The sequence below is a fragment of the Micromonospora sp. AMSO31t genome (assembly GCF_008868175.1).
Lineage (GTDB): Bacteria > Actinomycetota > Actinomycetes > Mycobacteriales > Micromonosporaceae > Micromonospora.
In genome coordinates this window covers 1-7724 of record NZ_WBKT01000226.1, presented here as the reverse complement: position 1 = coordinate 7724, position 7724 = coordinate 1, and the positions used below count along the sequence as shown (strand labels likewise).

Sequence of the window (7724 nt, the reverse complement as noted above, 5' to 3'; positions counted from 1 at the left end):
CGCCGCGGCTCCCGCGCGGCCCGCCGCGTCCGTCCCGGTGAAATCCCGATGAGCCGCACGCCGCAGGACTGCGACAACCGGACGGGCGGCCCGAAGCGTCCATTCCCCGTGACCGAGGACGAGCTGGAACGGGCGCTGCGGCAGACGCTGGCCGGCCGCGTCGCCACGCCCCGGCCCCTCGCCGCCGACCCGGCCGGCGCCGCGCTCCGGCGGGCCCGGGTCGCCGCACGGCGCCGCACGCTGACCGGGCTCGCCCTGGCCGGGGTGGCGACCGTGCTGGTCACCACCGGCATGGCCCAGCTCGGCGGGCCGACCGGAAACAGCGGCACGCCCACCGTGGTGCTCGGTGACCCGGGCGGGTTCTCGCCCGTGCCGCTGCCCACCGCCAGCAGCCCGGCCCCCGGGAAGGGGCCGGTCCGCGCCGAGCTGGACCTGATCGTCGGCTCGTGGCTGGACAGCAGCGGGGGCGAGCGCCGGGAACTGACCGGGTTGAGCGGCGTCGAGCGGGCGCAGCGGGTCCCGGACTACGGCGGCTGGCTCGTCACCTCGGTGGCCACCCCGGCCGGCCGTACCCTCTGGTGGGTGCCGCCCAACGGCAGCGACCCTCAGGTGCTGCTCGCCGGCGCGGACGCCGTCGTGGTGGCCACCGACGGGCGGCAGGTCGCCTGGCGCGACGGCGCCTACCTGGCCGCCGCCGGCGTGGTCGGCGGTCAGCTCCTGGCCAGCAGCCGGACGGCGGCTCCCGAGGGGGCGACGCCGATCGGCTTCGCCGGCGACGCCGTGCTGGTCCGACAGCCCGACCGGGGCGGGGTCAGCGTCTGGCGGCGGCCGGCGGGTGGGGTGCCGGGCGCGGCGAACCCGGACGTGCTCACCGTCTACGGCACGCTGCCCGACGGCCGGGTCGTCGGCCTGGTCTCCGCCGGGACGCCCCGGCAGCCCTGTGTGGCGCTGCTCGACGCGGCTCGCGAACTCACCCCTGTCCGCACCGGCTGCGGCCCCGCGGTGGCCACCGACGGCCTCGGCGGGGTCTCCGTCGACGGGCGGTGGCTGCTGCTCAACGCCGCGCGCAAGGACGCCCTGCTGGTCGACCTGGCCAACCTCGGCGCCGCCGCCGCCGCGACCCGCCCGGCCGGCCCGGCGGTCGCCGGGGCCGTGGCCTGGACCCGCAGCGGGGCCGCGCTGCACGTCGACGCCACCGGCGGCCTGGTCCGGGTCCGGCCCGACCGGGTGCTGGCCGGCGAGCGTCCCACCGCCTCCGCGGTCGACGGGGTGGCACCGGGCGAGCGCCCCGTGGTGGTGGCCGACACCCGCTCCTGACCGGTTCGGGGTGGGCGTAGCGTCGGCGGGGTGAGCGCCGCCGCCCGGATCGACCTGCACACCCACTCCACCGCCAGCGACGGCACCCTCAGCCCCGCCGAGCTGGTCCGGGCCGCCGCCGCGGCCGGTCTCGACGTCGTGGCGCTCACCGACCACGACACCACGTCCGGCTGGGAGCCCGCCGTCGCGGCCCTGCCGCCCGGGCTCACCCTGATCCGGGGCGCCGAGCTGTCCTGCCGCTGGTTCGGCGTCGAGCCGGCGATCCCGCTGCACCTGCTCGCGTACCTCTTCGACCCGGCCGAACCGGAGCTGGCCGCCGAGCTGGCCCGGGTCCGGCGCGCCCGCGAGGAGCGGGGCGAGCGCATCGTGCGGCTGCTCCAGGCCGACGGGATCCGGGTGAGCTGGTCGGAGATCCTGGCCGGCGCCGCCGGTGGCGCCGTCGGCCGGCCGCACATCGCGCAGGCGCTGATCCGGGCCGGGCTGGTCGCCACCACCACCGAGGCGTTCGGGCCGCGCTGGCTGGGGGAGCGCTACCGGCTGCCCAAGGAGGACATCGACGTGTTCCGGGCGGTGGCGCTGGTCCGGGCGGCCGGCGGGGTGCCGGTCTTCGCCCACCCCCGGGCCAGCCGGCGCGGCCGGATCGTGCCGGACGAGCTGATCGTGGACCTGGCGGCGGCCGGGCTGGCCGGCCTGGAGGCCGACCACGAGGACCACAGCCCGGCCGAGCGGGAGCACGTCCGCGCGCTCGCCGCCGAGCTGGGGCTGCTCGTCACCGGGTCGTCGGACTTCCACGGCACGCACAAGACCGTCCGACTCGGCGCGTTCACCACCGGCCCCGGGGCGTACGAGCGGATCGTCGAGCTGGCCCGAGGGGTGACCCCGGTCGCTTCGAGCTGAAGCGTTCCGGCCACGCGGCTACCGTGTCCGCGTGGATCTCAAGCTCTTCGGCGAGGTCTTCGTGACCCTGCTGGTGATCGTCGACCCGCCCGGCATGATGCCGATCTTCCTGGCGCTGACCGGGCCGCTGGCCGCCCGCGACCGGAACCGGGCCGCCTGGCAGGCCGTCGCGCTGGCGCTCGGGGTGATCGTGGTGTTCGCCGTCGCCGGCCAGACCATCCTGGCCTACCTGCACGTCGACCTGCCCGCGTTGCAGGCCGCCGGTGGGCTGCTGCTGATCCTCGTCGCGCTGGAACTGCTCACCGGCAAGTCCGACGACCCGAACCAGCAGGCCACCAGCAACATCGCGCTGGTGCCGCTGGGCACCCCGCTGCTGGCCGGCCCCGGCGCCATCGTCGCCACCATGCTCTTCGTGCAGCAGGCCGGTGGCTTCACCGACTACCTCGCCATCGCCGCCGCGATCGTCGCCGTCATGGTCGCCGTCTGGGTGGTGCTGCGCTTCTCCGGCGGCATCGTCAAGGTCCTGCGGCCGGGCGGCATCGAGGTGCTGACCCGGATCGCCGGCCTGCTGCTGGCCGCCATCGCCGTGCAGCTCATCGCCGACGCGATCGCCGCGTTCGTCACGCAGTACCTCACCATGGCCTGAGCCGTCGCGGCACTGTCGTACCCGGGTGGCAGGATCTGAGGCGTGCGACGACCCTCCCCGATCGGGCGACCCACCGGCGGCCGGGCACCCCGGCCCCGCGCCGAGCAGGCCGAGCAGCTCGGCTTCGAGGGCATGCCGGAACGACTCTTCGTCTGCACCCCCAGCAAACTCGGCGCCTACACCGACTGCCCCCGGCGCTACCGCTACTCGTACGTGGACCGCCCCGCGCCGTCCAAGGGCCCGCCGTGGGCGCACAACTCGCTCGGCGCCAGCGTCCACACGGCCCTGAAGAACTGGTACGCGCTGGCCCCCGACCGCCGCCGCCCCGAGGTGCTGGGCACCCTGCTCAAGGGCACCTGGGTCCGGGAGGGCTACCGCGACGACGAGCAGGAGCGGGACGCGTTCCGCCGGGCGCTGTCCTGGCTGGAGTCCTACGTGGCGGGGCTCGACCCGGCCGACGAGCCGCTCGGGGTGGAACGCGTGGTCGCCATGAAGACCGCCGTGCTCGCCTTCAACGGCCGCACCGACCGCATCGACTCCCGCCCCGGCCCGGACGGCCGGCCCGAGCTGGTCATCGTCGACTACAAGACCGGCCGCACCGGGCTCGACGGAGACGACGCGCGCGGCTCACAGGCCCTCGCGCTCTACGCGTACGCCGCCGAGCGGGTGTTCCGCCGCCCGTGCCGCCGGGTCGAGCTGCACCACCTGCCCACCGGCACGGTCGCGGCGCACGAGCACACGCCGGAGTCGTTGCAGCGGCAGCTCGCCCGCGCCGAGGACACCGCGCGGGACATCATGGCCGCCGAGCGGGCCGTCGCCGACGGCGCCGACCCCGACGAGGCGTTCCCCACCGAGCCGGGGCCGCGCTGCGGCTGGTGCGACTACCGGCGCACCTGCCCGGCCGGCGCCCGGGCCCCGGGCAAGGAGCCCTGGGCGGCCGTGGAGCGTCCCGCCGCGCCGGTCGCCGACCAGGACTGACCGCGGCTTCTCAGGCCGCCGCGAGCCGGGCGGCGCGTTCCTTGGCGGCCTGCTGCAACGGGCCCTCCCGGTAGCGCCGCGGCACCGCCGCCAGGGCGAGCCGCAGCGCCCGCACGCTCAGGTCCGCGGAGAGCGCGGTGGTGGGCAGGCCGAGGCCGCCGTACAGCCGCTGGGCCCAGGCCGGCAGCAGCGCCAGCGCCGTGCCGGCGATTCCCAGGTACGCCCAGCGCGGCGGGCCGAGGTGCAGGCCGAGCCGCACCGGCAGGCTGAGCTTCCACGGGATCGGCGGGGCGGTCAGGAAGAGCGCCGTCTCCGCGGCCTCCCTGGTCATCCGCAGCTCGGGCCGGACCGCGCGGTAGTAGTCGGCCACCTCGGCGGCGGTGCCCGGCACGTCGGCCGGGTCCAACCCGACCAGGGCCGCCGTCCGGCGCTGCTCGGTGTAGTAGCCGTCCACCTCGTCGTCGGTCAGCGCGAGCCCGGCCCGCCGCGCGGTGCTCACGAACGACTCGACCTCGGTGACGTGCACCCAGCGCAGCAGGTCCGGCTCGTCGATGCGGAACTCCTCGCCGGTGAACGGGTCGGTGGCCCGCATCCGGGCGTGCAGCGTACGCAGTCGCCGGCCGGCCGCCTCCGCCTCGGCGGTGGTGCCGTAGATCGTCGTGGCCACGTAGGTGGCCGTGCGGACGAGCCGGCCCCAGGCGTCCGTCTTGTAGTTGCTGTTCTGGGCGACGCCCGCCATGGCGCGGGGGTGCAGCGCCTGGAGGTAGAGCGAACGCAGGCCGGCGACGATCAGGATCGGCTCCTCGTGCACCTTCCACGTGACCGATCCCGGACCGAACAGGCCGAGGTCATCGGAGTCCACCGACCAAGAGTGCCACGCCCGTCCGGGGCGGGTGCCGTCAGCTCGGCGAAGGCCGGCGCGGGGGTGCGGTCAGCTCGTTGAAGGCCGGCGCGGGTGCTCAGCTCGTCGGAGGCGGGGCGCGGCCGGTCAGTCGTCGGCCGAGCGGCGGGCCTGGCAGGCCGGGCAGAGGCCCCAGAAGGTTACTTCCGCCTCGTCCACCTCGAAGCCGTGCGCGACGTTCGGGTCCAGGCAGGGGGCGTTGCCGGTGGCACAGTCCACGTCGGCGATCTCGCCGCAGCCCCGGCACACCACGTGGTGGTGGTTGTCCCCGACCCGGGCCTCGTAGCGGGCGGGGCTGCCGGCCGGCTCGATGCGGCGGGACAGCCCGGCCCGGGACAGCGCGCCGAGCACGTCGTAGACGGCCTGGGTGGAAACCGAGTCGAGGCGCTCACGGACCCGTCGGGTGATCTCGTCGACCTCCAGGTGACCGCCGGCGGCGAGCACCTCCAGCACGGCGAGACGCGGCCGGGTGACCCGCAGGCCCCTCGACCGGAGCAGCTGCTCGCCCGTGGACATACGTCCATGACAGCACGGGCCTTCGGGACCGACAAGCGAGCGGGACCGCGGGTGGTTTGGGCCACAGGTGAACCGCGCCGGTGACCCGTGCGTGTGTCGATGTACGGAAGCGGGACGGCGGATCATCACGTCGTACGCTGACCGCGCGATCCCGTCCACTCGCCGGAGGTGTCGGTGTTCAGGGAAGTCAACGGCCTGCCGGGCCACGTCCTGGTCGTACACGCCGCGGTGGTGCTGGTGCCGCTGCTGGCGTTGCTCTCCGTCGCGTACGGGGTGCTGCCCCGCTGGCGGCCCCGGCTGGACTGGGCGGTGGCGATCCTCGCCGTGCTCACCCCGATCGTCACCTGGGTGGCGACGGAGTCCGGCGAGGCGCTGGAAGAGGTGCTGCGCCAGCGGGGCTACCCGCCCGAGGGCCTGCAGAAGATCCACGAGCATTCCGAGTACGGCGGGAACCTGTTCTGGTTCACCGTCGGGCTGGCCGTGGCGGCGCTCCTGCTGCTGCTGGTGACCAGCGGCTTCGCCCGCACCCGCACCCTGCCCCGCTGGCTGTCCCTGGTGCTCACCGCGATCATCATCGTGCTCGCCGTGTTCGCGCTGGTCTACGTCTACCTGACCGGTGACAGCGGCGCCAAGATGGTGTGGAGCGGCATCGTCTGACCCGGATCGGCCGGGCCGCTCCAGCCGGAGCGCCCGGCCGGCTCAGAAGACCGGCTCAGAAGACCGGCTCAGAAGACCGGCTCAGAAGAGCAGGCGCGAGCAGAGCAGGCAGGTGAGCAGCACCAGCACGACGCCGACGACGGCGCCGATGCCGTAGGTGAGCCGCTGGGACCGCCCCTCGGCCTGGTCCATGGCGGCCATGTCCTGCGGCGGGAGCCGGCGTGGCGGCGTCGGCTGCACGTGCACCGGCGGCCGCCAGCCGGGCGGCGGCGGGACGGTCGGCGGCGGGCCTGCATATCCGGCCACCCCGCCACCCGGCCCCCAGCCACCGGCCGCGGCGGCCTGCTGCGGCCCACCACCGGCCGCACCGGTCTGCGTGGGCCAGCCGCTGGTCGACGCGGCCTGCCCGGTCTGCCCGGGCCAGCCGCCAATCAACCCGGCCTGCCCGGTCTGCGCAGCCTGCCCGGTCTGCGCGGGCCAGCCGCCGGTCGATTCGGCCTGGCCGCTCTGCGCGGGCCAGCCGCCGGTCGCGGCGGCACCCTGGCCGGGCCTTGCCCACGGGCTGTCGGTGTGGCCGGCGCGCGACCAGGGGCTGGTCTCCGGCTGCGGAGCGTCGCTCGTCGAGCTGGCCGGCTGGTCACTGTCCGCTGCTGAGCCGCGGGCCACGGTCCCACCGGCCGCCGCACCGGGCTGGTCCGTGCCTGCCTGTTCGGTACCGGCAATCTGCGCTGTGCCGGGAGTCCGGTCTGTGCCGGCTCGGTTTGTGCCGGATGTCGGGGTCGCGCCGGCCGGCTCGTCCGGGCGTCGCCAGATCTCGTCCTCGGGGCTGCCACCGCTCGGCGTCGTCACGCCGTCCGACGCTACCAACGCCCCGGCCGGTCGGCCGCCCGACGCGACGGGCCATCGTGGCACCGCTTCGGCCGGTCCGTGATCAACTCCGCCTCGGCGAGGTGGCGGTATCGAGGGGAGCCGGATACCGCCGGCTCGGCGACCTGGAGTTGACCAAGGCGACCGTCGGCGGCGAGGGATGCGCCCGGCGTTCGCGCCTCAGCGGTCGAACCCTTACCCGTCCGGCGGTATCCTTGCCGCTCGTGAGCGATCCCGGCATCCGTGTCCCGCGCGGCGACGACGACCGCGTGGTCGACCTCAGCGAAGACTTCGTGGTGCTGCCCGAGCAGACCACCGACGACACCGACCGGGGCTGGGGCGAGCGCTCCTCCGGCAACGACGACTGGCTGCTCGCCGAGCGCCCGCCGCATTGGGACTGACCCGGCCGGGTCATTCGCGTACCACCACGGCGAAGCGGCTGCCCTCGGGCACGCCGACCGCGCGTTGCGCCTGCTCGGGGCGGAGCGCCAGGTAGAGCGCCGAGGAGCCGTCGACCGCCCCGGCCGCACCCACCACGTCGAGGACCAGCGCCCGCGGGGCGAGCAGGGTGGCCGCGCCCGCCGTTCGGCCGGCCGGCACGACCAGCAGGTCCACCCGGGCACCCGGGCGGAGCACCGCGAGCGCGGCCGGTTCGGCGAGCCGTACCGGCACCCCGACCGCTCCGGCCGGCAGCGGCAGGGCAGCCGGGCCGCGATCACCACCGGCCGGGGCGCCACCGCCGGCCGGGCCGCCACCGCCGGCCGGGGCGCCACCGCTGGCCGGGGCGCCACCGCTGGCCGGGCCGCCACCGTCAGCCGGGACACCGCCGGTCGGGGTGGGAGCCGCGGCCGGGACCGCGCCCGGCGGACAGCCGGCCGGGTTCTGCAGGACGGCCGCGGCCAGCCCGAGCAGCACCGCGACCAGCGCCACCCGGAGCAGCGTGCG

Annotated in this window: 10 protein-coding genes; 6 read left to right on the top strand and 4 right to left on the bottom strand. The window is 76.2% G+C overall.

Annotated features, from left to right (window positions below; translation table 11 throughout):
* From F8274_RS29075 to F8274_RS29060, 4 genes are all read left to right on the top strand, one after another.
* A partial coding sequence (locus F8274_RS29075) for a hypothetical protein (RefSeq protein WP_225854025.1) occupies positions 1–1317 on the top strand: 1317 nt, incomplete at its 5' end.
* 30 nt (positions 1318–1347) lie between these two features.
* Positions 1348–2214, top strand: coding sequence for a PHP domain-containing protein (locus F8274_RS29070; protein WP_151465549.1), 867 nt, complete (start codon positions 1348–1350; stop codon positions 2212–2214).
* 31 nt (positions 2215–2245) lie between these two features.
* On the top strand, positions 2246–2860 hold the full coding sequence (locus tag F8274_RS29065; RefSeq protein ID WP_151465548.1) for a MarC family protein: 615 nt from the start codon (positions 2246–2248) through the stop codon (positions 2858–2860).
* 132 nt (positions 2861–2992) lie between these two features.
* Entirely contained in the window at positions 2993–3838 is an 846-nt protein-coding gene (locus F8274_RS29060) for a PD-(D/E)XK nuclease family protein (protein ID WP_225854026.1), read from the top strand.
* 10 nt (positions 3839–3848) lie between these two features.
* On the opposite strand, the gene F8274_RS29055 is transcribed toward F8274_RS29060, so the two are convergent.
* Both F8274_RS29055 and F8274_RS29050 read right to left on the bottom strand, forming a co-directional pair.
* Complete coding sequence (locus F8274_RS29055; RefSeq protein WP_151465547.1) at positions 3849–4700, bottom strand: oxygenase MpaB family protein; 852 nt, start codon at positions 4698–4700, stop codon at positions 3849–3851.
* A 126-nt stretch (positions 4701–4826) separates the two neighbouring features.
* Positions 4827–5255 (bottom strand): Fur family transcriptional regulator, encoded by a 429-nt coding sequence (locus F8274_RS29050; RefSeq protein WP_151465546.1) that lies wholly within the window; start codon positions 5253–5255, stop codon positions 4827–4829.
* 174 nt (positions 5256–5429) lie between these two features.
* Between F8274_RS29050 and F8274_RS29045 the strand changes: the two genes are divergently transcribed.
* Positions 5430–5912 (top strand): DUF2231 domain-containing protein, encoded by a 483-nt coding sequence (locus tag F8274_RS29045; RefSeq protein WP_151465545.1) that lies wholly within the window; start codon positions 5430–5432, stop codon positions 5910–5912.
* An 81-nt stretch (positions 5913–5993) separates the two neighbouring features.
* Here F8274_RS29045 and F8274_RS32750 read toward each other — a convergent pair whose 3' ends face one another.
* A complete protein-coding gene (locus F8274_RS32750) occupies positions 5994–6578 on the bottom strand; it encodes a hypothetical protein (protein WP_192580039.1) in 585 nt (194 codons plus the stop codon).
* 416 nt (positions 6579–6994) lie between these two features.
* Between F8274_RS32750 and F8274_RS29035 the strand changes: the two genes are divergently transcribed.
* Positions 6995–7180 (top strand): hypothetical protein, encoded by a 186-nt coding sequence (locus F8274_RS29035; RefSeq protein ID WP_151465544.1) that lies wholly within the window; start codon positions 6995–6997, stop codon positions 7178–7180.
* Between the two features lie 10 nt (positions 7181–7190).
* Here the strand turns inward: F8274_RS29035 and F8274_RS29030 are convergent.
* Positions 7191–7724 (bottom strand): hypothetical protein (locus tag F8274_RS29030; RefSeq protein WP_151465543.1); only part of this gene is annotated, 534 nt, incomplete at its 5' end.